We start from the raw sequence: 25693 nt of genomic DNA, 5'->3' as shown, positions 1-25693 counted from the left end.
GTCAATTAGTCAGTTAGTTTGTTAGCTTAATTGGCTAAATCGTCAAACTGACTAAGTGACTAATTGACTATATAGTCAAATTGTTTAACCTGACTTTAACAAACTACGCTGATACTTGATTAAGCCATTTAACATTTTCGATATTTCTATTGATTTCTTTCTTAATCTTTCAAATTCTTCGTCGGAAATTCTTTCCAATTCAAATAATATTTTCAGTAAAGTTATTACTTCGAAAATCGATCCACGCGAGTAATATAAAAACTGGAGAAATTCTTTTTTCGAGTTTCTACCTTTGCCTTCGGCAATGTTCATTGCAATTGAAGTTGAAGCACTTTCTAATTGTTCAACAAGTCTGAATGATTTAGAGTTAACTTTAAGTTTTTCAGAAAATTGAATTACTTCTTTTGAAAACTCAACTGCTTTTTGCCATACTTCTAAATTTTCAAAATCGAAATAACTTTCCATGATTTTTTTACGTCAGTTAGTCAGTTGGTCAGTTAGACTAATCGTCTAACTGTCTAAATCGTCTAACTGTCTAAATTGTCCAACTGTCTAAACCGTCCAACTGTCTGAATCGTCCAACTGTCTGAATCGTCAAACCGTCTACTTATCTTTCTACAACACAATTTTCTAAAACCAACACGTCCATGCTGGTACGTAAATAACAATCTAAGGCATGTTCTGGAGAATTTACAATTGGTTCATTCTCATTAAATGAAGTATTTAATAAAATGGGTACTCCCGTTTTTTTTCTAAAAGCTTCAATGAGTCCGTAATACCTTAACGACACTTCTTTATCAACACTTTGCAACCGACCGGTTCCATCTGCATGAGTAACGGCTGGGATTTTTTCTTGCATTTCTTTTTTTATCGGAAATACTTTTTCCATAAATGGAACAGTTTCATTTACCTCAAACCAATCTCCAACATATTCTTTTAAAATTGATGGGGCAAAAGGTCTAAAACTCTCTCTTCGCTTGATTTTAGCATTGAGCAAATCCTTAGCATCATTACGTCGAGGGTCTGCTAAAATGCTTCTTGCACCCAATGCCCTTGGCCCAAATTCTGCTCTTCCATTAAAAAAGCCAATGACTCCTGAATCAATTAATCGGTCAGATACATAATCAAATAACGCCTCATCTTCCATCTTTTTATACTCGATATTTCGTGACTTTAAGTAAGCCTCAATTTCGTCATTGCTAAACTTACTGCCTGTATAAGCAGAATAAACTGCTTGGCCTCTTGGCTGATTTAACGTATGGTTGTATGCATATAAAGCCGCACCCATACTAATACCTGCGTCATGACCAGCCGATGGAATATATACATTTTTGAATGGTGTATTTCGAGTAATTTTTCCGTTAGCTACTGAGTTTTGAGCTACCCCACCCGCGATAGAAATATTTTCTAATCCTGTCTTTTTGTGTAAATGAGTGAGGATATGAAAAACTAATTCTTCGGTAATTCGTTGGGCACTGCTCGCCATATCTTTATGGTATTGGGTAAGTTCTTCCCCTTTTTCTCTAACTTTTCCAAGTTTTTCTACCATATAATCAGATGGTAGATGAGCCACGTTTGGTATATGGTCGTCACCATAATTAATAATACCTAACAAGTTCTTGGTAAAGTATTTTAGATTGAGTTCAAAAAGTCCATTTTCTTTGAAAATCAAAATATCTCTGAGTTTATCAACATATTTTGGCGAACCATAAGGAGCTAATCCCATTACCTTATATTCATCGCCATAATATGGGAAACCCAATAGTTGCGTAATGGCCGTATAGAAAATTCCAACTGAATGTGGAAAATCGACTGAATCAAAAACTTCAATTTTATTTCCTTTACCCACTCCAATCATCGTGGTGCTAAAATCTCCAGAACCATCTATCGAAAGCAGTGCACTTTCATTAAAAGGTGAAGCAAAAAAAGCAGAGGCTAAATGACTTCTGTGGTGTTCAACCTGATGTATTTTTGATTGAATATCAGACTTAGAAACACTTCCATCAATCTTAAATAACTCATCTTCGATACTCATTACCTTACTGGCATTTTTAATCCGTTCGCCAATGGCTTTTAAACTGCTTCCGGGATATTTAGCCAAATATTGAATTTTTTTCATTCGTTTAGCCTTTGGATCACGACCAATGGCTATATGGTCTAATTCGGATAAGGAAATCCCAGCTTCCTTTAAACAAAATTCAACGGCTTTGGTAGGGAAGCCAGCCCAATGCTTCACTCTTGTAAAGCGTTCTTCTTCTGTTGCGGCTATCATTACCCCATCTTTAAAAATGGCTGCTGACGAATCAGCATGGTAAGCATTTATTCCTAAAATGTACATTTATTAACTATTTATCAAATTGTTATAAATTGGTGTGATTATTTCTTTATATCTTTCAAACGAAAATTGTTCTGCCAACGCTTTAGCTTGCTTTTTTCGTTCAATTAAATACTTGGTGTCGGTAATAAGACGGGTGATTTCGCTACTTAAACTATCCAAATTACCAGGTTCAATCAGATTTGTTATTCCTGAAAAAAACTCGCTGTTAGCACCCACATTTGTAGTCACTATGGCATTGCCAGCTTCCAAAGCATCTAAAATAGTAAGCGGCATTCCCTCACCATAACTTGGAAGAACCATTACATCAGCTGATTCCATTATTTCGGATTTTTTAGGTTCTTCAACATAACCATGAAAAATAACTTTGTCATCGATTTTGTTTTGAATGATTTGGGTCATTATATCAGCTCGAAAAGAATCATCAATAAAGTTTCCTGCAACATGCAAAATCCAATTTTTTTGGTTCAGTGTGGCAAGAACTTTTATTAAATCTTCAAAACCTTTATGACGAGTAATTGCCCCAATAAATATAAGTTTAATTAATGCACCATGTGCAATTGATTGAGCAGCAACTTGCTGGGTATGAAAATTTTGTATAGATTGAATTTTGGATGAATCAATTCCCAAACCAACCAAATGAGATTTTACCTTTTCGCTCAAAACTAAAATTTTGTCTGCTCCTTTGTCCAAAAGTTTTAGCTGAAACTTAACTAATCTGCGTGAAGCATAAAATTCATTGGGTTCGGCATAATGAATGTGAATTATATTTTTTGTTTGAAAAAGTTTTTTATAAAGATATGCCGACAGATATTCTTTGAGCTGGGATAGTTGAATGGAGGTGTGAATGTGTAGAATCTTTAAATTTCTTTTCCTGATAATTTTAAATGATCGAAATAGGAAAATCAAGTAATTAAAAATATTTGACACATTGAGTTTTCCTGTACTTTTATCACCTCTGTTGATATGACATGTGTTAATGAATTGAAAATCAATATTGTCTGATTCCCATTTATCCATATGGTTTAATACATTTTGCGAAAAAACTGTAATCCCACCTTTATATCTACCCTCAGGAATTGGAGCAATAAATCCTATGGTTGTAGGTTTAGTAAAAAGTCTCGTATAATTCTCCTTAAAATTTTGATTTTCAAGAAATTCCAGTGCGTAGTTTCGAGCACTTTCACTCCAAATATTGAACTCCTGTTCGCCCATTGAAGCAAAATATTCTATTGCAGTTACAAATGCTTCAGGTTCGGCCAATGATAAATCAAACCCCACTTTTTTAGGTGCTAAATCTCTCCAAGGCGTTTGATCAGAAATAATAACGGGCAAACCAGCCGATAAAGCCTCAAAAATAGAATGGCCAAAGTTTTCTCCTTGAGTGGGGAGAATATAAACGTGATACTTCTTGAGCGTGTCAAATACCTCATCAAATTTTAAGTCACCAAGAAATTGAACGTGGTTTTTCTGTGAAGTTTTGTTTATCAGATCTTTAAGTTCACTTTTATAATTGCTTTCTTCAGGGCCATATATGTCTAAACTTATTTTTAAATTAGAATCACTTTTAAGGATTACCTCCAATGCAGCCTTAAGATTTTTTTTTGCACTAATTCTAGCCACATAAATTAGCTTTAATTCGGTCTTTTCTTTTTTTGTGTCTTTTTTAAAATCTGAATTTGGAACACTTGGAATGTTAGATATTACTTGAATTCTGTTTTCTGGAACACCAAGATAAATCATACAATCTCGTTTTTCTTGGGCATCAGTGGCATGTATCCAGATATTTTTATAAATACCAAAGAATTTTAAGATTTTAATAACCGCAACTTTTTTTTTGAATTTTATGTTAATCGCCCCCTCTTGCAACATTCCTCTTGGAGCAATAATTACCTTATGTTTTTTTATAAAGAATGATTCAATGAACAAGGGATAGATTGAAAACCAAAAGGAAAAAATGCTATTAATATAAAGACAAGAAGCGGTGGAGTTTTTTAATTCTTTTATTATTTTGAAGAACATCAAAAAGTTCAAATTCAGATATAAAACCGGGGTCTCTCCGTTTTGAACCCATTTGTTGTTTACCACTTCTAATTCACTGTTTTTGCCGAAATCTTTGTTAGAGGTTACAATGTAAAAGTGATTCGACTTAAAAAAAGAAATCAAATTTACTATACTTTTTATGGGACCTCCAGCTTTATAAGCTGGCTTGTACCAGTCAATGGTAATCAGTACTTTGCTTTTTGCTGTTTTAATTTTTGTTTAAGATTTGATTGTAAATCTCTTTGTACTGATTGGCAATTGAATCGGCGTTGAACCTTTTAACATTTTCAAAACCATTTTCTATCAACTTATTCCTGAAACTTTCGTCATGAATCAATTTATTGATGCCTTCCTCTATTTCTGAATAATTATTGGCATTGCATAATAATGCCGCATTGCCAGCAACTTCGGGCATGGAGGAGTTGTTGCCAGTAATCACGGCTCTTCCAACAGCATTTGCCTCCAATATAGGCATGCCAAATCCTTCAAAGGTCGAAACGAAAAACAATAAATCGCAGAGTATGTATTCTTCAATAACCTGTTCGCTCGATATTCCAATTTTGTTTTCGTAATCAATGTTGTATTTCTCTAATAGGTTTTTGTTTTGCTCATTGATACTGCCGATGATGGATAGTTTACAATCAATGTTCTTAACTGCCTCTATTAAACCTATCAAATTCTTGTTATGAGCTCCGCCAATTTGAAGTATCCGTGGTTTTTGCTGGTTGAAAGGTCGTTCCACCCTTTTAAAGTCTTCACTTATTGGAACATATATGACTTTTATTTTTTCTTCAGGGCAATTGGTTACTTCCAGCAAATGTTTTTTTGTGTATTTGGATATAGCAGTAACGTAGGCAGATCGTGCCACAGGCATTTTAAACCAAATATTTACCAAAAGCCATCGTTTTAGACCTTCTGTTCGCAACAAAATTCCACAATCCAACATGGTCAAAATGGTTCTATTTTTTTTCATAAAAAGGTTAATGTAATTCACATCGCCCGTTATATGATTTACTTTACCCTGATTGAAGCACCCATGAACTATATTGGCAAACCTTCTTAAAACACCGGAGCTCACAAACGGACAGATAATGGTTTTAACCGAATAATCTTTTTTTATTCGCTCTCTCAAATCAGCAAAAATTTGTTCTAAACTATAATTTTTCCCGTCTCGCGGTTTTCGCTGAAAAAAGTGTATTTCACTTTGCATAGAAGTTCTTTTCGTATTCAACAGTTATCTCTTCAATTACATCAAAAAAACTTCGGTCATATTTCCAACCAAGACGTTCTTTGGCTTTGTTATTATCTCCATAAATATTTTCAATTTCAGATGGTCTATATAGCTCTGGGTCAATCACAATTTTGTCCATTGAAATATTTAGAAACCGAAATATATGTTCCACAATAGACCGAAGTGTGATTGATTTGCCGCTGCATATCATATAATCGCCCGGTTCATCTTGTTCCAACATTTTAACAATGGCCTCTATATAGTCTGGTGCATAACCAAAATCTCTTTTTATTTCAATATTGCCCAGTTTAAGCATTTCTTGTTTTCTGTTCAAAATATCAAGAGCCGATTTAATCAATTTCATGATAAAGAAGTTCTCTCTGCGAAGCACAGACTCATGATTAAACAATATTCCACTGCTGGCATGAATTTGATAAGCCTCGCGATAATTTTTAATTAAATAATGGCAAGCGGCTTTTGAAATGGCATACGGACTTTGAGGATTTAACAGTGTATTTTCATTTATAGGCAAGTTTCTTACATCTCCATACATTTCACTACTGGTGGCCTGATATATTTTTGTGTGAGGCGAAACTTTTTTTACCGACTCTAAAATGTTCAGTGTTGACTGAACATTGAATTGCATAGTTAAAAATGGATTTTTAAATGACTCAGCAACCGAACTCTGTGCCGCTAAATTATAGATTTGGTCGTATTGATGCTTTTTTATATTTTTTTCTATACTGGATCTATCTGCCAAATCTACTTTTTCAAACTCTATCTCTTTTTCAATATTCAAATATTTTAGTCCGTCAATGTTGCTGTTCTCATTTCTAATGATTCCTCGTATATCATTTCCCTGTTCTAAAAGTCTTTTAGAGAGGTACGCTCCGTCTTGTCCGCTTATGCCTGTAATGAGTATTTTCATTAAAACTGAAGGTTTACCATTTTGCCCAATCGAAAACTAATGAATATGAAGAAAATGCCTTTGAGTGCTGCGTTAAACGTTGTAACGACACTTGTTTCTACTTTTAACAGCATCAAAAAAACGATTGGGAGCCAAAGTATAATGCTCAAATTTCCATTTAAACCCGAACTAATCATCCAACGAAGCAAACCGGCATTCGCCAATCCATATAAAAAAAGAAATAGGATTCCGTAGCCATAACCAAAATTAGCCCAGGCATCGCCTATTTGGCCAATATCCATGGCCGTATTGCCATACGGTTCATAGCCCCCAAATCTTCTAATATTTTCAAAACCTCCGGCTACCGGTTTATTGGGCCACAAAAATCTAGGAACAAATGATCCAAGCAAAGAGCCAAAAATTGTTTCTCCATTGGCAAATGGTTCTTTTTTGGGAACATGCTTCAAAACCAAGGAGACTAAATACGCTTGATTGACTCTAAAAACAGCCAATTTAAATGCAGGGTTGCTTCTTGATTGATTGGTGTTTGTAAGTGCCTTGAGGGTAACATGTCCTAAAGCATGAAAACTTCCCATTTCTTGCTTATTCTTTCTCCACATAATTTGTCTGTATCCAATTTTTATGGTTTGTAGAAATGAAATGGAGAAAACAGCCAATATGATGAGCATTGATTTTTTCAAAAAACTCCAATCCCGCATCAGCATAAAATAAATGGCAAGCACAAGTCCCCACCATACCAAATCACCAAACATTCCACTAGATGCAACGGAAATGAGGGTCAAAAATCCTGCTCCCCAATATATCCATTTTTTATAAGTGTATTTTCCAAAAAAACAATACAACACCGCGATAAATACAAGTTGCGATGCCAGATAGAAGAAAAATTTTAAAGCCGAAGGCAGGAATGGTCCAATAATATATGAAAATGCCCCAATGGCAAACATTTGTAGGGGTATTTGTGTCCCTGTTTTTTCAGAAATATGTTTTTTTAATCTTTCGGTAAGTTCTTTCATGTTAATCTCCATGGGTTTTATTAGATACAAACCCAATACCATGGACAAGGTGGCAGGAATGGCAAAATGGTAGTATTCTTCTCGTTTAATGGCCAATCCATCTACGCCAAAGAGATTATAAGGAAGCAGTTTGTTAATTTCTAATTCCCAAACAAGAAGTGGGGTAGTGAGCCAAAACGTTACCGCAGAGAAGGCAATGAATTCGAGAAAAACAAATGACTTTCCGATTCGAGAAATTAAATTGACCAGAATGGCTATATCCATCGCATAAATCATTATGTCGCGAGAATCATATTTTGTAAAATACGACATCGCACCATAGGAGAGTGCATAGAGAAAGATAAGTTTAATTATTTCTTTAAACTGTATCAAGACATTCAATCATTAAATCAAGCATTTGATGTGCTTTGTCTTTGTAAGTATATGCGGAAGAAGCGGATCTCTTGATGGCAGCATCCCTTACTGAATTCGCTTCTGATTCTGACAGGTTGAGTATATAGTTACATTTATCGAGGCATTCTTTGAAGTTTTCATAGTAGAAGGCTTCCTTATCGGTTTCGAAATAGATGGAGTGTTCATCTGTTTTCGGAGCCAACATAATACCCCCAACTGCGGGAACTTCGAATGAACGCATGTTGTGGCTATTGGTATTGTGAGATCTAAAAAGGTTGAGTTGAATTCTATATTTGCGAAGCACTTCCCAAAACTGCTGACCATGAACTCGATCATGGACTTCTATCTGGCAATCCTTATCAAAAAAATCTTTCCAATTGAGTCCATAAACCGAAACTGGAATACCCTTTTTGCTGAGCTTACATAAAAAATCCGCTCGAAGGCTATCCGGATTGCCCAAAAAGCAGAGCCGATTTATTTCGCTTGCCTTTATTGAATTTTGAAGCAATTCTTCGGTGATTTCATATCCAAACGGAACCACACCGGCTTTGACTCCGTATTTGTTTTCTACATCAGTTGCAATTTTATAGCTATATGTCAAATACAAATGGTAAAAGGGTATGCTGCCACGCACAAATTTGTTGCCCGAGCCAATACCGTGAAACTCAAACGGGTGATCGGGATTGTAATTAATAAGTTTAGATCCGATTTGATGCAATGCCTTTACTGTTTCAGGAAAAATTTCCATTCCCTTAAAAATCAAAATAATATCGGCAGGATTTTTTTTTACAAAATCTAGTATTTTTTTATTTATACCGGACAAACTGAATTTTGGGAGTAGTTTGAATAAAACTTTGTTCAGTACACTTTTTTGATGCCACTCCAAAAACAAGGTGTGGTTTGCAAAAAGGTTAACCTCGTGCCCTGCTTCAATGAAATATTTAATATAGTGGTTTTCAATAGACCAAATATTGTTTGAACCAAGTACAGTTATTCTTAGTTTTTTCAATTTAGTGTTGAAAGTTTCTTAAGAATTGTATCAATCTGAGCAGCCTGTTTATTGGTCGAAAGGTTTTTTCGGGCATATTCCGCAGCTTCCAATCCGATTTTCTGGTAATCTTCAAAATCTTCAACAATTGATTTTAGCTTTGAACCCAAAGAGATTTCGTCTGCTTCCTCCGTAATAATGCCATGTGTTTGAACCAAGTCGGGTAGTGCACCGCTGTTAGAAACAATCACAATTTTTCCACATGCCATGGCCTCAGGAGCAACACGTCCGTATTGCTCCACCCATTTTTTTGTTGAAACAGAAGGCAATACCACCACATCGGCAGCATTCATAAAGGTTGCAACCTCGCTATGGTCGGCTTCAAAATATCGAACTTTATCTTCAATTTCTGCAGATTTAATCAATTGGATTATTTCTTCTTGATATGGAGTTATTTGATTGCTAAATTTATCTAATAATAAAATCCAATTCGAATTATCTTTAAGGTAAGTCAAACTGTTTATTAAATGGTGGACACCTTTTTCAGGAACCATTCTTCCAATGTAAGAGATGACAACCATATTTTCAGAAATATCAAGTTGATTTCGTCCATTTTCTCGCTTTTTTCTGTCTGGATTAAAAATGTTTGGATCAAAACCGAGCACTATCATTGAAACTGATTTAAACCCAAGAGCTTTGAATAAACCATTTCCGGCACTGTTTATTGTAAATACATGACTTACCAATTTTTTAGAAAATAAGGTCAGAATATTTTTGAAAATGGAAGTCGGAATTCCCCGAAGGCCAAGTCTTTTTAATGATTCAGACATGCCAAAACTGAGATTCTCGCACGACAAACAAATAAGCTTACTGTTATTTTTTTTTGCCCATTTTCCAATTTTTATTGCCTGCAAACTCACTGGGTCGTTGTCGAGATATATTACTTTGGGGTTGTATTGGTTTAGTATTTTTTCGGTTTCTTCAAATTGGTAAACTCTCGGATTAGACTTTGTTAATGCTTTGAAAATTACGTCAACATCCCCATTTAGCACTTTGTCGTGTTTTTGAGACATTCCTTCAACGTTCAAAACACTTGGGGCAACAATTTTAATGGTGTAACCATATTCTTTGTTTAATTGATTAAAAACCAATCGATTAACTCTTTTTAGACAGGCATGTGAAAAAACGAGTATATCAATCATTTTCAATGCAATATTGTAGAAGTCCTAAAATTTCTTCATTCAAGTCACTTTCTAATGGTATTCCTAAATTTTTGGTTTTCTCATTTACAATTTCAGGAAATTTGGAAAGTGCAGAATAGGGTGTTTGAAAAATGACCTCAGCATTTTTAGAATAGGTTTGATTATATAGTTTGACGATTTGATTAGTCAGTTCCCCGATTTCCGTGTTAATTCCAGATGAAATATTATAAACACCACTGTCAATGTTATTTTTTTTAGTAATAAAAGATTTAACCGTTTTGCAAACCGATTTTATAGAAATAAAATCTCTTGCCGTTGCAGGATTGCTCTTTAAATAAAACACATTTTTTTTGACCAAATTTTGGCAAATATCAGGTACTAATAAATGCCATTGAGTCATTTTTCTCGCCGGATATCCGACGGCGTTCGATAGCCTGAAAACATACGTTTTGAAGTTACCCGAAGAATTGGTCAAAACGAAATCTTCAGCCGCTTTATGTGTTATGGAGTAGGGGTGATTTGGTTTTGTGCAGGTTTCTTCATTAATAAACAAAATGTTCGGTTGGTTGCCATAAACATGTATGGTAGAGAAATATATAAAATTCGAAACACCTGCCTTTTTTGAGGCTTCAATCCATTTGGTTGTTCCGATAATGTTAACGTTTATTGCTTGTTCAATTTCATTTTGACAAGTTGGTGCATCAACCGCAGCTAAGTGGATTACTACATCAAAATCTTTAATAATTTTTTCTAAGTTTGGAGTGTTTTGGTGGGCTTCAATAACTTTTATTACTTTATTATTTTTTGGGTTTCTAGATGCGATAGTAACTTCAAATTCTTCAATTTCGTTCAGGTATTCACTTATCCTACCACCTAAATATCCCGTTCCACCGGTAATCAATATGCGGGTTCTTTTGGTCAAAAACGGTAATCAATAAGCTCCGAATGAATTGGCTCATTGATGCATTCAGCCGGATCATGTTCAATGCTTGCGATGTTTAACAACATATTGGGCTCATCGCTCAATCCTTGAAAAGCCATCCATAGTCTTGGGTGTATGGTGAGTCTGTTATAATTGGATTCTGAAAGGATTATTTCGTTGAACATGCCTTTGGTTTGACTATCTTCTCTATCGTCAAAAATGACAAATTTTATTTTACCTGATATAACTATAAGATTTGAAATCATTTGGGTATGCTTTTTCCAGCCCTTAATAATTCCCCCGTTGACCGTAGAAAAATAAGCTTCACCAAATTGGTGAAATTGACTTTCAGAACATTTTAACCCGTGCCTGACGCTGCCACTCTCATTGGAAATTATTTTGAGTGGTGTTAGTTCAACCCCCTCGATTAATTTGTCCATGGGTTTTTGCGTTCTTCAGCCTTTCTAATATAATCTGATATTTGTTTGGTAGTCAAATCAAGCATATCGGCATTTGATTGATGATAAAAAGTGTCATACCATCTTGCCGTAAATTCTACTGTTTCATCAAAATGAAGTGTTGGTTTCCACTGAAGATAATGCAAAGCCCTGTCACAGTTGAGTTTTAACAATCCAGCTTCATGAAACGATGTATTTGATTCTACATTATACAAATCAAATTGTTCGGTTTTAGTAATGTGTTTTCCAATTTCGACCAATAGATCCAAAACAGTTTTATTTTGGTCAGAATTTGGACCAAAATTGAATGCCAAGCCGTTTAAACTTTTGTCTTTATACAAGGCTTCCCCATTTCTCAAATAACCAGAAAGAGGTTCCAAAACATGTTGCCATGGGCGAGTGGAATAGGGGCTTCGGATGGTTACCGTTTGTTGTTTCGACCAAGATCGAAACATATCAGGAACCAATCGGCTTGCTGCCCAATCGCCGCCGCCTATTACATTCCCGGCCCGCACCGAGTTAACCCGTATCCGTGAATCAGCATGTTTAAAATAGGAATCGTAATACGTTTTTACCATTAATTCGGCGGCACCTTTCGACGCACTGTAGGGATCCTTGCCTCCAAGTGCATCGGTTTCGCGGTAACCCCATTCCCATTCCACATTGTCGTAACATTTGTCGCTGGTAATGATTATGGCCGTACACTCAAAATCGGCACAGCGAAGGCTTTCCAAAATGTTAGCCGTACCAATCACATTGGTTGTCATGGTATCAATGGGGTTTACGTACGATTCCTTAACAATGGGCTGTGCAGCGAGGTGAAACAAAAAATCAGGTTTTATCTCACCAATCAATTTTTTCATGTTTTCAAGGTTGCGGATATCCTCAAACGTGTGGTTTACCACTTTATCCAAATGTGCAATTTCAAACAACGAAGGGTTGGTCGGTATTTCGTTGGATATGCCATAAACATCGGCACCCAGTGTGTGAAGCCAAATGCTCAACCACGAACCTTTAAAACCGGTGTTTCCGGTTACCAGTACTTTTTTACCTTTATAAACTTCTGAAAACATAGTTACCATTTTTTCCATTGTGCCTTACCGCTTTCCCACATTTCATTCAAATACGTTTTATCACGCAGGGTGTCCATGCACTGCCAGAAACCCTGATGTTTATATGCGTACAGTTCACCTTCTTTTGCCAGATTTTCCAATGGCTCACGTTCAAAAATGGTATGATCACCATTTATAAAATTCATTACTTCCGGCTGGCACACAAAAAAGCCACCGTTTATCCAATTGCCGTCACCATGTGGTTTTTCAATAAAGGAAGAAACCTGGTTACCGTCGCCAATGGAAAGAGCTCCAAATCTGCCTGCAGGTTGCACCGAAGTCATGGTCAAAGCTTTCCCGTGATTTTTATGAAATTCAACCGATTTGGCAATATCAATATCAGCTACACCGTCGCCGTAGGTAACCAAAAAGGGCTGGTTGTCAATAAATCGTTCTGCACGTTTTATCCTTCCGCCGGTCATAGTGTTTTCGCCGGTATCAAGCAATGTTACTTTCCACGGCTCAGAAGCATTGTTCAAAATCTCAAGCTTGTTATTGGCCAAATCAATGGTTACATCACTTTGATGAAGGAAATAGTTTGAAAAATATTCCTTGATGTAATAGCCTTTGTAGCCCAATAAAATGACAAATTCATTAAAGCCGTAATGGGAGTAAATTTTCATGATGTGCCACAAAATGGGCTTTCCCCCGATTTCTACCATTGGTTTGGGTTTAAGGGCGGTTTCTTCCGAAATTCGGGTACCAAAACCACCGGCGAGGATTAAAACTTTCATGCTGATTTTATTAAGTTGTAAAGAAAATGGTGATACCGCTCACCGTATGAATTCCAGGTTAAATTGGGTATGGTTTTTTTTAAATCGGATACCATTTTTTTGTAAATGACAGGATGGTGATACAAATACTCAATGCAATTGGCAATGGCTTGCGAATCGCGAATTGGAACGATAAAGCCGTTTTCTTTATCTGTTATCAAATCCTCACCACCTGTGTTGGTTGTTGATATAACCGGAACTTCGCACGCCATGATTTGTGGAATAACGGTACTCAAACCTTCTTCCAGCGACGGATGCACAGCCACATGTGTTTTTGCAATTAATTCCGCCACCTCATAGTGATTTACATGTCCCCAAAACTTCCAGTTGGTTTTGTCAAATGATTTGAGTTTCTCATTCAACACCTCGTCCGAAATTGAGCCGACGAACCAAACCTCATAATCTGTAGCCGGAATATTCAGTTTATTCAAGGCTTCGAACATGTAAATAAGCCCTTTGCGAACCGATAAACTGCCCAGGTAAAGTATGGTAAACTTATCGTTTTTTGGTTGGTCTTTCGGCGGCGAAAAATAACCGCTCACACCGTAATTGTTAAGAACCAGCTTGGCGGGGTTTACACCTTTTTCAATGAATGAGTTTTTAACAAAAAGTGATGGGATACTGATGTAATCCACTTCTGCGTATTCCGCTTCTTCTTTTTTAATTACTCTTGGGTTGATGGAAAAATCAATATCAAATTTTTGGTATTCGGCACTCAATATTTCGTTTTGATAGGATATGTGCGACGAACCTCTTTCCAAAATGGTTATCATGCCTTTCTTTTTGGCAGCCCTCAACGAGTGAAGACTCATTCCGCTCCAACCAATAAAAATGCTGGCATCACTTCTTTTGATTTTCCGAGCCACCCAGCGGTCGAATAACGTATTCCAAAAGTGGCTGTAGTTGGGAAGAGCTTTTATAAAAACAGCTAACAGAATATGGGTTTTAAACCTTTGGGCATCAATGTTTTCCTTGTCAACTCGTTTGGCAATTTTTCGGAACCCGGTATTTTTTTGATAGGCGTACGAAGTGAAAAAGGTTTGTAAAACACCAAAACGATTAAGTTGTTCGCCCAACGCAAACGCGTGGAACTTGGTGGAGCAGGAAATAACGACCTTAACTTTATTCAACCAGTGATTGGAATATGGCTTCAAACGCCGCGTTACAACTCAATTCAGTTTTAAAACTTTCGATAGCTTTATGCGTAAGGCTTTGGTAGCTGGTTACAAGATGGGTGACATTTTTGAGCAGGGAATCCTGGTCGATATCGGTTGCTACCGCCCAATCGTATTCCTCAAAATTGGTTTTAAAACCATTACTCATCAGCACGGGTAAACCTTCGGCAATGTATTGAAACACTTTCCCGCTGCCACCTTTTCCCATGGTTTTTGAAATAATGTCGGCTTTGTGAAAAATGTGAATTCCAATGTGAGCAGTTCGGAGTATTTCAGGCACTTCACGCCACGGCCCGGCAGGAATAAAAGTAACTTTATCCTGTACATTGTTTTCTTTTACCAGGGCTTCCAATGATTCTTTGTAATGATCCTTTACAAAACCTTTCAGTATCAAATGGATTTCGCGACCGTCAATGGTTTTTTGTGTAAGTTTTATTAATTCTTCCAACGTATTTCCCTCACTAATTACGCCGGAGAAAATAAGTTTAACAGGCTCGTTAGCATTTAATTTTCGCTCCTCTCCGCCGTGTAACTCAATGGCGGGATAGTTGGGCAAAATGTGATATGGTTTTTTTAACAACTCAATGGGGAAAAACCGATTTCGTTTTTCCTCGGAATGTGTGAACAAATCAATGGTTGGAAACACATTATTCATAGCTTTTAGGGCAAACCATTGCTGTGAGTATTTTTTGATGGTTTCACTGTTCAACGGGTCGTAATTGTGATACCATATTTTGGTTTTTTCAGGAACAAAAGCTTTTATAATGCGATACGAAAGCAGGGCAGGAGGGTTGAATAAAACAACCAAATCATACTTGTTTTTTCGTATTAGCTTAAGCATGAGTCGGGTGTATTTGAGAAAATACATCCATTTAATATGCACCGGTTTTGCGTAAATGGTATCCCATGGAATAATTTCTTGTCGGTCGGTAATTAACCGTACGTTGTCCGGAAATTTCCAGGTGGTTTCCATTACGTTGGAGTAAAGAATATCAACTTCCGAACAATACTTGGCCAATAATTCATTGTGGTAAATGCCCGGGCCATGGGTTTCGTGGTGAGCGTAAACCGTTGATAACGCTTTTATTTTCTTCAACTTATGTAGTTATTTTTTTGAAAATTTAGATTCGATGGCGTTGGTAAGAGCGGCTTTTTTGGAGTTTGGAACCATAATGTAATCACAAGCCGTAATGTCGCCGTGAATGCCTATGTCGTCTATTTCAACGACATCAACCAATATGTTTTGTGGTTTGGAAACTTTAAAAATGCTGTAATCACATTCCTTAAAAATGCGAACTATTTCATTTTGGCGGTCGAGACGGAAAGTGTTGCCGGCCTCGTAAACAGGTAAAATCTCAATGAGTACAATTGGTTTTTGGTTTACAAATTCTTTCTGAAAGCTTTTAACCACTTCCAGTCGGCTCCTTCAACGTCAATTTTTACAACAGAGATTTCCGACAAATCAAGGGTTTTCTTCAAATCATCCACCGAAAAAAGCGGAATGTATTGCCGCCCAACCACTTTTTGTTCAGGTCTGAACTCTTCAAGAATGGAAGCCGTGTCATCGGCATCTTTGGTGTCGTAAAACTTCAATTCGCCTAACATGGTTCTATCTGCAAGCCCAACAGGAACAAGTCGGGCATTTGCAATGCCATTGCGTTTAATAAGTTTGTTCACATAATCAACGCAGGTGGGGTTTGGTTCAAAACCGATGTAATCAATTTCGGGTGAAACACTTTTGAGTTTAAGAAGTGTTTGACCCACGTTTACACCAATATCCAAAAACCGTTTGTTTTCGATGGATAGCACCAATTTCATTACGTCAATCATCCAGGGCTCTGAAATGTAGAAATTGGGCATGCCAACACCTTTCAGCAGCGGAATGTTATACGTTCTGTTGTTCAATGTTAATGTACTTGCAGTACTAACCTTGTTTACCAAACCCAAACGGTTCAGTGCTCTGACAAAAAATCTATTCATTATGGAAGTAATTGTTTAACCGCAACGGTTAAAAGCTTTTGTAAAAGTCAAAATCCGGTTCAAACTGTTCGTTTTTTTGAAGAACGATTAAACCGGAGCTGTTTTTAAACTGAAATTTCCAATGGTAAGAAGAGAATATCAAAGCGGGGTACTTGTACATCCGCCAAAGAAAGAATTTAAGTGTGGTTATTTTGGATTCGTTTCCACGCACCAGGTATTTTTTAGCAATGCTGTACTTGCGATGGCTGAGAATAAACCTAAGCACTTTTTGTTTTGAGGGAGCATACATATCGTGAAAAGCCACGTAACCACCCGGTTTTAACATTTTGTCGATCATAAAAAAATCGATTAACGTGTAGTCGAATGTATGCCAGCCGTCCACAAATGCAAAATCAAGCGTTTCTCCGCGTTCAATCAATTTGGGTATCATTATGTGACTGGGACCCTCCAGCAATTCAAATTCATTTCCATATCCGGCCTGAGTAAGGTTATAAACAGCGGCTTGGCCATACACCGAAGTTTGATTCGGATCAATGCCAAAGTGTTTGTTTTGAGCCGACGTGCTTTTACCGCCGCAAATGGCCAGGGCAGAGCCACCGTAAGCAAGACCGGTTTCAAGTGTTGTTTTAGCTTCTGTTTCTTCAACAATCCTGTTTAAAAGCTTTGCTTCATCCAGTGAAACATTGTCTGAAAATTTTCGAACCTGCAAATTTGAGTCGGTAATTTCTCCCGAATCGTAAATGAGTTGAAGAAGAGTTGGTACCACGCAGCAATTTTATATTTCCTTAAACAATTCGGCCAGTTTAGCGGCCAAATTTAATCGAGAATATGTATTCAAATATTCAGTGTCAGGAATAAATTTTTTTGTGGAAGAAAGGAAGGTAAGCAACTCATTAACAGATGTTTCTAAATTGTCTGGATCAAAGGTTACGCCTAAGCCGCTTTTATTGATAAACTCCTTTTGAATGCCTTCGGTTACAAAACCAACAATGGGTTTTTCAAGCCCAGGGTAGTCGAACAATTTAGAAGGCAAACAGTAATGTTCCTTGCCAACAATTTTCTCTGAAGTGGCCAGTACCAAATCAAAATTTTGCTGCCGTTCAAGCACCTCCGTTTTGGGTAAAAAGCCGGAAATAATAACTTTATCTGTTAAATCAAATTCGGATATCATTTCAGGTAACCATGCCGGAACGTTGCCAATAAATTCAACTTCAATTTTGGCATATACTTCCGGTGAAACATTCTTTAACATGCTCAGACACTTCAGGAAATAATAGGGTGACCGATATTTCCAGTCTTCATCTACCGGGCTGTAATGTAACTTTCGGTGTCCTTTTCGTTTCCACCAGGCAAGATTCCTGTCGTCGTTGTTTTCAGGGTAATAGTAAAAAGCACCTGTGTAACCAATCCGTATTTTATCCTTAAAAGGTGAAAATTCGAACGGTGACAAATGTTCGGTGGAGGAGTCAAAGCCGTTTTGGATAAGCCTGAATTTACTTTCTGGAAGGTTGTGGGTTGATTTGAAAATGTCAACCACCTGCGGTGTTACTGTTGTTACAAACCTGGCGTGTTTAAACAGTTTGTATTCGTTTTTTCGGGTTAAACTGTGATGGAAATAGGTGGGAAATGGCGATGTTCCGAGCATTGCCCACAAATCCCTCATATCCAACACAAACGGAATGTTGTATTTTTTTGATAGTTGATAAGCCAGTTCTCCGGCACTGAATGGTGGAACCGACGTGTAAATAATATCGGGTTTGTGTTTTTTTATTACTGAATCAACTGAGCGAAAAAAGTTGTGTTTCCAGTTTTCAGCAATTCTGTCCTTAATACTAAAAAATATTTTGAGGAAAGCGATTACCTTATTTTTAGCCGGTTTCCATTGATCGAGTTTAAAACGATAAACGGGTACCGAAGGGCTGATTTCGTCATTTAATGCCGTGTCAATTTTAGCATTGAACACAACACTTGCCTCCTGTTCATCAATAGAAACCACCACAGGTTTTACCCCAAATTGAGGCAGGTATTTAATAAATTTTATGCTTCGGAATGCACCCGTGGTATTTACAGGAGCAAACTCCATGAAAATGCATAATACCGTTGGGTGTTTCGGGTTTTCATCAACCATTTAGTAGTAAAGCTTTTTAATTGTTTCGGCCATTGTAATTCCTGATTTTCCATCGCCATACAAAGGCTTCCACGTGTTTAACGTTGGTTTTGCTGCAAAATCCTCAACCAGTTTGTTGTCTAAAATGGGGGAGAGTTTGTTCCAGTTGTTGTGCAGGGTTTCAACCCATTCGGTTTGTTCACGAATGGTAATGCACGGTTTTTTAAGCCAATAGGCTTCTTTTTGCATTCCACCGGAATCGGTTATTACACTTTCACACGCATTCAGCACTGTAAGCATTTCCAGGTACGAAAAAGGCTCACAAAGCGTGAGATTCGGCGGGATGTTATAATCCCGAATACTTTTATTGTTTCGTGGATGAACAGGCCAAATGAATGACCCATCTAGTTGAGATATCATCTCCAAAAACAAATTCATTTTTTCCGGGTGGTCTGTATTTTCAGGTCGGTGAACCGTAATAAGGTTATACTTGCTCAAACCGGTTAAGCTTTTAGTATCGTAATTTTTTGATAAGGCAATGGGTAAAAAGGTGTTTACCGCATCCTGCATTATGTCGCCAACGTCGTAAACATGATTGGTCAAACCTTCCCTGGCAAGATTTTCAACACCGGTTTCGCTACTGCAAAACAGTGCGGCAGAGAGATGGTCGGTTAAAACCCGGTTCACTTCCTCGGGCATCAGCCGATTGTAACTTCTCAGGCCGGCTTCCACATGAATTACGGGTATGTGCAATTTGGCCGCGACTAATGCTCCCGCAATGGTGCTGTTGGTGTCGCCATAAACCAATACCGCTTTTACCTGCTCATACTGTTCCAGCAAAAATTGCTCAATGGCCATCATCATTCTGCCGGTTTGTTCACCATGATTGCCGGAGCCAACGTGGAGGTTTTTTTCAACTCCCGGAAGGCCGAGTTCCGTAAAAAACACGGAGCTCATTTTATCATCATAGTGCTGACCGGTGTGGATGATTTTTTCTTTTATACCCAATTGTGAAAGAGCTCTTGACAAAACGGCTGCTTTAACAAATTGAGGTCGGGCACCAAAAACGGAAACGATCATTTATTTACGAAATAGTTTTTTATATGCTTTGGTTAACGGTTTTATGCTACGCATAATGTTGTAATAGGTTTCACGCTGGCGTTCGTCGGTTCCGTAAAATTCATGTTTTACATTGGGAAGATTCAGCACCTTGTGGAACTCCTCAACGCTGAAGCCAAGTTTTTTGGCAACAAACTCAAAATCCTGCTGAATCATTTTTGGATCGTATGGAGGCTCTTTCATTATTTCAGTCGCTTTTTCCTTGGTCATTTGTCCACCAAAAACCAGCGTTGAAAGATGTGCTTTTCGCTTGTCGATTAAAAATTTTTCGGGAAGAATGTAACCTTGATAAAACCGGGTAAAAACCGACTCCTGATGTTTGCCACCGTAATCTTTCCAGCCAAGTTCGCGGGTAATAATTTCGATTACCTCATCGCGGTTGTATTCCTGCCAGTTGAGCAACGGAACTTTTTCGATGTTTCGCACCAACTGGTAATAGGCATGTTGCCAAAGACCTAATGCAGGAAGATGCTTGAGCGGTGTATTTTCAAATTTTCGGTGAATGTTTTTAAGGTTCACCAAATCAAACTTGTTGTAGTTCCATGATTTGGGAAGTGTATGCTCAGTCCACACGTTGTTACCGCTCAACACAAATTTAAGGTTGAACTTTAGGGCCGTTTTATACAGAGCTCCGAAAATCATGTGATCGGCAGGTACGTCAAGGTCAAGCACCGAAGCTTTGAAATAGGAGCGTTGCAGGTTTTTAAACTCGGTCCAGTCCATCACCACGGTGTACAAATCAAAACCGGTTGCTTTTACCGCATTCTCTACATTTTTAGTGGCAATTTCCGAATTCCATCCGTAGTCGAAATGCACCAACAACGGGTTAAGTCCGAGTTTTTTTGCAAGAAAGGCGAGGTACGTGCTATCTGCTCCGCCACTTAATCCCAAAATGCAGTTGTATCCGTTTTTACCGGGTCTTGACTTTATGCGTTCTGCCCAAAAGCGTTGAAGATTTTCTCCTTCTTCCCCTCTTTTGGTATCCGATTTTTCGGCTTCCAGGTATTCATAGTAATAGTTGGAAATGCCTTTTTCATCGAACGTAATGTCGGGGTCGGCAATGGTATCCATTATACTAACGCCACATTGTTGGTAAGGCCGGTTAAGGTTGGCCTCCGGGTTAGACATTAGTGCAGCAGGATTATATTTTTTATACATCATAACTAATCAAAACAGCGTTGTGAGGTCGTTGAAAAACAAACATACTTCCGGCGGCCATGGCTGAAGAACCGCTTTTTTCGGCACTTGAAAAATCAGCTTTGGAGGAAGCTCCACCACAGGCAATAAGAGGAACGGAAACGGCAGCCGAAACGGCCTGGATCAGTTCCAGATCATAACCCGAGTAAGTTCCGTCGCGATCAACGGAATTCAACATTATTTCGCCGGCACCTTTGCTCTCACACAGCCTGGCAAACTCGGTTATGCTTTCCATTTTGTGTGAAACGGAAGCATGCGAAAACACTTTTTTCTTTCCAAGCAGCGATTTTTTTACATCAATGGATGCCACCACACTTTGAGCCCCGTACTTGGCAGATATTTCTTCAACCAACCCAAAACCTTTGAGTAAAACGGTGTTAAGTACTACTTTTTCAACGCCGTTGTAAAACAGCTTTTCGGCGTGCCGCAGTTGGGTTACGCCACCGCCGTAAGCAATGGGCATAAAGGCTTCGCTTACAATGTCGGTGATTAACCCAAAATCGGGTTCCTGATTTTTTTTCGATGCATCGATATCCAGCAGAATCAATTCATCAACCTCTTTATCGTTGAAAATTTTTACGGCATTTATCGGGTCACCCACATAAACAGGTTTTTGAAATCGCACGGTTTTGTACAATTGACCTTTGTGGAGTAGCAGAACAGGTATTATTCTTTTTCGGAAACTGATCATAAACGAACAAAATTTTCCATGAGTTTCATACCGAATTTGTGACTTTTTTCGGGGTGAAACTGGCAAGCATATAAATTGTCTTTTTGATACGCCACACAAAACTCGTATCCGTAGTTGGTGGTAAGCCACACATGGGCAGGGTTGTGCATTTTTAAATGGAAGGAATGCACAAAGTAAAACCGGGGTTGCTCGGGCATATCGGCCATAAGCGGGCAATCTTTTTTAACGGTAACATAGTTCCACCCCATGTGTGGTATTTTGTAACCAGCCGGTAACGCTGCATTATCAAAGAAAACGGTTTCACCATCAATCCAGCCAAGGCCTTTTTCAGTGCCTTCATCGCTGCGTTGCGTCATAAGCTGAGCCCCAAGGCAAATACCCAAAATGGGCTTTTTGTCGGTGAGAGCATGTTTTTCAATGGCGGTTATCAAACCACTTTCTTTAAGCTTGCTCATGCCGTAATCAAAGTGTCCTACACCGGGAAGAATAAGCTTATCGGCCAGTGCAATTTCCGTCGGGTCACCAGAGATTATAACGTCCGTTTCACCTGCTTTTTTAAGCATGTTTTTAACGGAGGTTACGTTACCAATGTGGTAGTCTATTATTACTATTTTAGACATTCAGGTAGGTTTTTCGGTAGTTTTCAAACTGTGAGGATTGAATGTAGCCGTTGTACTCATAGGGGCTGGTATGGAAAACAACTTGTTCTTTATCCAACTCCTTTAATACTTTGGCCGGGTTGCCGCCAATGACACAATAGCCTGAGGTAAACGATTTGGTAACTACTGACCCGGCGGCAACAATGGTATAATCGCCAAGGGAAGTTCCCGGAAGAATAATCGAATTCATACCAATCCAACAGTATTTTCCAATGCACACGTCCTTAACTACATGCTTTCGGTTATCGTATAAATCGTGATTGCCTGTGATTATTCCAACATTTGACGCTATTTGTGTGTAATCGCCGATGTAAATTTTTCCAAAAGCCTGAATGTAATTCCCTGGACTGTAACCTGGCGAGGTTTCAATGCCGCAGTAAACATTTTCAAAATTTATTACGGTGCTGCTTGTGTGTACAGGCCAGTAACAATTGCCGGAATGTCCAAGAACTTTTTGGTTATACCACATGGTAAACGTTATGGGAACCTGCGTGGAGGCCGTTTCTTTCAAAAACCGAAAACGCCTCATTCGGGGAAGCACTCGTATTAAAATCCAATTGGGAATTATCCGAAATACCAATCTTTCTGCCCTGCTGAGTCTCATAAATGTGATTTATCCTGTACCGAAAAATTGTAGCTCCTGAAAATATAGATCAAATAAATGGAAGCGTAGTTGAGAGCGAATGCCAAAAGCACACTGTTTATCGGGTACTCAAGACTAAACATAAACCAAAAAATGAACAGGTTGGAAACCAGCATCCAAACATGCCATATAAAGTCTTCCATCATTTTGTGAGCAATGAAGAAAGTATAAGACAATGGGCTAACAATGAGTTTGCCGGCAAACATTATGATAAGGATTCGGGCAAATTCCCCGGCCATACGCCATTCGTTGCCAAAAACAAAGGCGAACAAATCAGGCCCTGTAAACAATATTACCAATGTTGGAATAATGGCAATCACGCTCAATAGTTTCAAGGTTTTGATAAAAACAGGCCGGCAGCTACCGGTTGCATGGTATTCTTCGCTGGCGTTTTGTTTAAACACTTCTGTAATTGCTCCGGTAATTAAATTTATGGGCATGGCTAACATTCGGGTGCATAAGTTGTAAACCCCAACCATTCCTGGATTCAGATACCGACTAATCATAAAAACCGGAAGCTGGTTGGTAAAGTTATTGATAAATTCCGACGGAAGCACAAAGGCAGGATATCTCCAGTTTTTTTTGGCAAGCTTTTTAATTATCGAAAAATCAAAATGCCTGCTGTTAATGCCATAACGTTTACCCAACACAAATAATAAAATAACTGAAGGCAAAACCTGACTGGCCAACAAGGCAATAAAAAGCCCTAAAATATCATTGCGAACTAACCCGATGCTAATGGATAAAAAAGGAACTAAAAGCGATATTAAAACGGTGTTTGTGGTTAACAGGTTGTACTCTTTTTTTCGATTTGCATACACCCTCATTATCTCGTTTTGGCCGTTAAAAAAAACGGAAATGGGAACCAGCAAAAGCCAGGGTTTTAAGGATTCGTTGTTCAGCAAGGAGCAAATAAAATCACCCAGCAAAAGCACCAACAAAAGTGAGAATAAGCTAATACCAATGTTCAACAATCTGTTAAGCCACAGTGCCACATGGGAATCGGTATCATTTTTTTCGAGTAAAATGGTTTGGTTGTACTGCAGTGTGCTGAAAACACCAATGGTGCCAACAATAGCCATATACAATCCCAAAGTGCCATAGTGCTCTTTGCTGTAAATGCGGTAGGTAATAGGTGCACTTACAATGGCCATTACCTGTGCGATAGTGCTTCCTGTTGCCAGTTTAAAGACATTCTTGAAGTAATCATTTCGTATAATGGATTTTAGCTGCACCGAATTGGTTTTTAAGGGAGAACGTGTTAATCCAGGATGTTGACAAGCCTGTTTTTGTACTTGCCCCAACCCAATGCCAATAAAACCAGTGTTCCCAGTGTTATTGCAATTTTATATGAAACGTCGATGTCTTTAATAAGGAAAACGGTTATGGTTAGCAGCACAATGGCCGCCAACCATTTGATTTGATGATAGTTTACGTCGTTAAGCTTTTTGTAGGCTTTTACGTAGTATCCTGAAACACCCACGTACATTAAGCAGCAAAATGTGGTGACACAAGCGGCTATCGGGCCGAAAAACGGAATAAATATGATATTGAGAATCACATTTGCTATACCCGGGACAAAGGCTATTTTCCAAAGTGACGTTGTTTGGCCCGAATAGTAGAGCTTGTTTATGCTTCCCCAGTACAACGGGAAATACACATAGCTCATAAAAATGATGGTAGAAAACACATACGCATCTTTAAAAGCACTGTTGCGGTAAAGAACCGGTATTATTTCCCGGGACCACATGGCAAGTAAAAATCCGACAGATAAAAACAGTATCTGAAACAAAAAAACAAGACTTCGTATTTTGAGTTTGGAATCCTGTTCATTTTGAAACCAAAGCTTAGCCATGATAGGGCCTTGAGCCATTCCAATGGCAGTTCCGAAAAAACTGAAGTATGATCCGAATGAATAACCCACCTGATAATTACCCAATGATTGTATAGGCACATCAAGCCTGTCCATTACCATTCGGTCAGAACTATCCAAAATATACGTTGAATAATTGTGCGGTATGGTAGGAACGGCCGGTTTTAATTGGCGTTTCAGGTATTTAAGGTTAAAGTGAAACGACGGGATGACCTTATACCGCCTCACTAAGGGAACCAGGTAAAATACAAAGGTCAGAAAACTCCCGATAAAGCCTGAATAGTACCAGCCCATAAAACCCATTTTCAGGTATTTTATGGTGTACAGGTTGGCCGCAATGGTAACCAACCCCACGGTTATAGTGGTTGTGCTTATGTAAGCCGGTTTTTGCAACATCTGAAATAACCTGGCTCCAACAATGGTAGTTGCGGCAAACAACGATGACTGCAAAAAGAGAATGGTAATGATGGTGTTACGCTGTGCGGCTGCTTCCTTGGGCATTACTGCAAATATGAGTACGGCCAACAGGATGGCAAACAGTACTGACCACAACGTTAGAAACCCATAAATTTTATTCCAATGAAACTTCCATTTATCACCGGTTTGGTACTTGTAAAATGTGTTTATCAAAATGATGGATAATCCCATTTCGGTTAAGCCTGATAACAAACCGCTATACGATGTTAATACGCCGCTAATTCCATAATCGGTGGCGGTTAGGTAAGGTGTAATGAGCGGCAGAACCAGAATGCTTGCAATTTTTGAAATTTGTGGTCCAATAGCGTAAAGAACCGAGTGTGAAAGGATTTTTTTTAACAAATTTCTTTTTTAGTGCAAGGTTTCAAAGGTTT

25 protein-coding genes are annotated in these 25693 nt (G+C 38.2%); all 25 read right to left on the bottom strand.

What is annotated here, in order from left to right; genetic code table 11:
- Window positions 1–84 precede the first annotated feature (84 nt).
- The 25 genes from H6607_10000 to H6607_09880 all read right to left on the bottom strand — a co-directional run bounded on the left by H6607_10000 (window position 85) and on the right by H6607_09880 (window position 25661).
- Window positions 85–465: a four helix bundle protein gene (locus H6607_10000; protein MCB9262694.1), complete on the bottom strand. Its 381-nt coding sequence runs from the start codon at window positions 463–465 to the stop codon at window positions 85–87.
- Window positions 466–607: 142 nt separating this feature from the next.
- Window positions 608–2338: a carbamoyltransferase gene (locus tag H6607_09995; GenBank protein ID MCB9262693.1), complete on the bottom strand. Its 1731-nt coding sequence runs from the start codon at window positions 2336–2338 to the stop codon at window positions 608–610.
- Window positions 2339–2341: 3 nt separating this feature from the next.
- Window positions 2342–4357: a glycosyltransferase gene (locus H6607_09990; GenBank protein ID MCB9262692.1), complete on the bottom strand. Its 2016-nt coding sequence runs from the start codon at window positions 4355–4357 to the stop codon at window positions 2342–2344.
- Between the two features lie 229 nt (window positions 4358–4586).
- Window positions 4587–5609, bottom strand: coding sequence for a glycosyltransferase family 4 protein (locus tag H6607_09985; protein ID MCB9262691.1), 1023 nt, complete (start codon window positions 5607–5609; stop codon window positions 4587–4589).
- Entirely contained in the window at window positions 5578–6537 is a 960-nt protein-coding gene (locus H6607_09980) for a GDP-mannose 4,6-dehydratase (protein MCB9262690.1), read from the bottom strand. Before H6607_09980 ends, H6607_09985 begins: the two co-directional genes overlap by 32 nt.
- Window positions 6537–7862, bottom strand: a complete 1326-nt coding sequence (locus tag H6607_09975) for a hypothetical protein (GenBank protein ID MCB9262689.1) — start codon at window positions 7860–7862, stop codon at window positions 6537–6539. The genes H6607_09980 and H6607_09975 overlap by 1 nt, the downstream gene beginning before the upstream one ends.
- Window positions 7863–7908: 46 nt before the next feature.
- Window positions 7909–8952, bottom strand: coding sequence for a glycosyltransferase family 1 protein (locus tag H6607_09970; protein ID MCB9262688.1), 1044 nt, complete (start codon window positions 8950–8952; stop codon window positions 7909–7911).
- Window positions 8949–10133, bottom strand: coding sequence for a glycosyltransferase family 4 protein (locus H6607_09965; protein MCB9262687.1), 1185 nt, complete (start codon window positions 10131–10133; stop codon window positions 8949–8951). The genes H6607_09970 and H6607_09965 overlap by 4 nt, the downstream gene beginning before the upstream one ends.
- Window positions 10126–11055 carry an SDR family oxidoreductase gene (locus H6607_09960; GenBank protein ID MCB9262686.1) on the bottom strand — a complete coding sequence of 310 codons (930 nt, stop codon included), beginning with the start codon at window positions 11053–11055 and terminating at the stop codon, window positions 10126–10128. The genes H6607_09965 and H6607_09960 overlap by 8 nt, the downstream gene beginning before the upstream one ends.
- Window positions 11052–11495, bottom strand: coding sequence for a WxcM-like domain-containing protein (locus H6607_09955; GenBank protein ID MCB9262685.1), 444 nt, complete (start codon window positions 11493–11495; stop codon window positions 11052–11054). Before H6607_09955 ends, H6607_09960 begins: the two co-directional genes overlap by 4 nt.
- Window positions 11483–12586, bottom strand: coding sequence for a CDP-glucose 4,6-dehydratase (rfbG, locus tag H6607_09950; protein ID MCB9262684.1), 1104 nt, complete (start codon window positions 12584–12586; stop codon window positions 11483–11485). Before rfbG ends, H6607_09955 begins: the two co-directional genes overlap by 13 nt.
- A gap of 2 nt (window positions 12587–12588) precedes the next feature.
- Complete coding sequence (gene rfbF / locus H6607_09945; protein ID MCB9262683.1) at window positions 12589–13359, bottom strand: glucose-1-phosphate cytidylyltransferase; 771 nt, start codon at window positions 13357–13359, stop codon at window positions 12589–12591.
- Window positions 13356–14474, bottom strand: coding sequence for a glycosyltransferase family 4 protein (locus tag H6607_09940; protein ID MCB9262682.1), 1119 nt, complete (start codon window positions 14472–14474; stop codon window positions 13356–13358). The genes rfbF and H6607_09940 overlap by 4 nt, the downstream gene beginning before the upstream one ends.
- Before the next feature lie 46 nt (window positions 14475–14520).
- On the bottom strand, window positions 14521–15669 hold the full coding sequence (locus H6607_09935; protein MCB9262681.1) for a glycosyltransferase: 1149 nt from the start codon (window positions 15667–15669) through the stop codon (window positions 14521–14523).
- Between the two features lie 9 nt (window positions 15670–15678).
- Window positions 15679–15984 carry a hypothetical protein gene (locus H6607_09930; protein ID MCB9262680.1) on the bottom strand — a complete coding sequence of 102 codons (306 nt, stop codon included), beginning with the start codon at window positions 15982–15984 and terminating at the stop codon, window positions 15679–15681.
- Window positions 15954–16553 carry an FkbM family methyltransferase gene (locus H6607_09925; GenBank protein MCB9262679.1) on the bottom strand — a complete coding sequence of 200 codons (600 nt, stop codon included), beginning with the start codon at window positions 16551–16553 and terminating at the stop codon, window positions 15954–15956. The genes H6607_09930 and H6607_09925 overlap by 31 nt, the downstream gene beginning before the upstream one ends.
- 28 nt (window positions 16554–16581) lie before the next feature.
- Window positions 16582–17319, bottom strand: coding sequence for a class I SAM-dependent methyltransferase (locus tag H6607_09920; protein MCB9262678.1), 738 nt, complete (start codon window positions 17317–17319; stop codon window positions 16582–16584).
- 9 nt (window positions 17320–17328) lie between these two features.
- Window positions 17329–18681 (bottom strand): glycosyltransferase, encoded by a 1353-nt coding sequence (locus tag H6607_09915; protein ID MCB9262677.1) that lies wholly within the window; start codon window positions 18679–18681, stop codon window positions 17329–17331.
- Window positions 18682–19740, bottom strand: a complete 1059-nt coding sequence (wecB, locus tag H6607_09910) for a UDP-N-acetylglucosamine 2-epimerase (non-hydrolyzing) (GenBank protein ID MCB9262676.1) — start codon at window positions 19738–19740, stop codon at window positions 18682–18684. It abuts the gene before it with no gap.
- Window positions 19741–20940: an N-acetyl sugar amidotransferase gene (locus tag H6607_09905; GenBank protein MCB9262675.1), complete on the bottom strand. Its 1200-nt coding sequence runs from the start codon at window positions 20938–20940 to the stop codon at window positions 19741–19743.
- A complete protein-coding gene (gene hisF / locus H6607_09900) occupies window positions 20930–21667 on the bottom strand; it encodes an imidazole glycerol phosphate synthase subunit HisF (protein ID MCB9262674.1) in 738 nt (245 codons plus the stop codon). The genes H6607_09905 and hisF overlap by 11 nt, the downstream gene beginning before the upstream one ends.
- Window positions 21664–22287: an imidazole glycerol phosphate synthase subunit HisH gene (hisH, locus tag H6607_09895; GenBank protein MCB9262673.1), complete on the bottom strand. Its 624-nt coding sequence runs from the start codon at window positions 22285–22287 to the stop codon at window positions 21664–21666. The genes hisF and hisH overlap by 4 nt, the downstream gene beginning before the upstream one ends.
- On the bottom strand, window positions 22280–22930 hold the full coding sequence (locus H6607_09890) for an acyltransferase (GenBank protein MCB9262672.1): 651 nt from the start codon (window positions 22928–22930) through the stop codon (window positions 22280–22282). The genes hisH and H6607_09890 overlap by 8 nt, the downstream gene beginning before the upstream one ends.
- The gene (locus tag H6607_09885; protein MCB9262671.1) at window positions 22927–24273 is read right to left on the bottom strand and encodes an oligosaccharide flippase family protein; all 1347 of its coding nucleotides are present in this window, start codon (window positions 24271–24273) and stop codon (window positions 22927–22929) included. Before H6607_09885 ends, H6607_09890 begins: the two co-directional genes overlap by 4 nt.
- Window positions 24231–25661 carry an oligosaccharide flippase family protein gene (locus H6607_09880; GenBank protein ID MCB9262670.1) on the bottom strand — a complete coding sequence of 477 codons (1431 nt, stop codon included), beginning with the start codon at window positions 25659–25661 and terminating at the stop codon, window positions 24231–24233. Before H6607_09880 ends, H6607_09885 begins: the two co-directional genes overlap by 43 nt.
- Between the last annotated feature and the right edge of the window lie 32 nt (window positions 25662–25693).

Source organism: Flavobacteriales bacterium (genome assembly GCA_020635395.1).
GTDB lineage: Bacteria > Bacteroidota > Bacteroidia > NS11-12g > UBA9320 > UBA987.
The sequence above is the reverse complement of the archived record's forward strand: the minus strand, read 5'-3'. Positions and strand labels throughout refer to the sequence as shown.